Source organism: Bartonella sp. AA86SXKL, assembly GCF_042196885.1.
Genome location: NZ_JBHIRE010000266.1, coordinates 1 through 780 on the forward strand (window position 1 = coordinate 1; position 780 = coordinate 780).

At 37.3% G+C, this 780-nt stretch carries 1 protein-coding gene; it reads left to right on the plus strand.

What is annotated here, in order from left to right; genetic code table 11:
• Positions 1 to 207 precede the first annotated feature (207 nt).
• A complete protein-coding gene (locus ACFIO5_RS11445; RefSeq protein WP_375705475.1) occupies positions 208 to 501 on the plus strand; it encodes a hypothetical protein in 294 nt (97 codons plus the stop codon).
• Positions 502 to 780 lie beyond the last annotated feature (279 nt).

Sequence of the window (780 nt, forward strand, 5' to 3'; positions counted from 1 at the left end):
CTATTTCACTCATCGGTCAGACTTTGTCATATTCATCGGTCTCACAGTGTCGTATTATAATCAATAAGTTTTCCGGTCTTTGAGAAATTTCTAAGAGAGGGAGAGATTTCTAAGAGATGTCTTTCTCTAGAAAAGGGGATGGTTTTGCTAGCATTTATATAATGATACATTCTTGGTAATCCTTTGCTGGGTGACTAAGGTTGGGGGATGAGTGTAGGTCTTTCTCGTTTTTTTATCAGAAAATTCTATTTTTATTCTATTTCAGGTGATTGCTTTTCTAAAGTACCGTTATTCTTTTTATCTTCTATTGCTGTTATACCTTTTATGCGTTCTTTGTTGGAAGCTGTAACGGGAGCGTTGCGTGTTTCTTTAGAGAACAAAGAGTATCATGGTTATGAGAGAAAGGAGCCTGGGATAAAAGGCAAAAAGATTTTCACTCAATTATCCAGCAAAGGATTGCCAAAAATGTATCGTCATATAAAGGCTAGCAAAGCTATTTGATTGGCCTCTGATCACAAAGTTTTTACATGTGGTTGGTTGTTCTTAAAAATTTTATTGCTGATTTTTATGCCATTTTTCAAGATATGGGATCAGCTTCTCTTTAATTTGAAGGAACAGGATGATGGCAGAAAAACCTTGTCTTCCCTTACGTCGAAGAGGGCGGTCAAAAGGTGCTGTGAATAAAACAACAAAGCGCTTTAATGAAGCCCTTCTTACAGCTGCAGAGCAAGCTGGATATCACTATGGTGAAGATGGGCTGGAGTCTTATCTTCAACATCA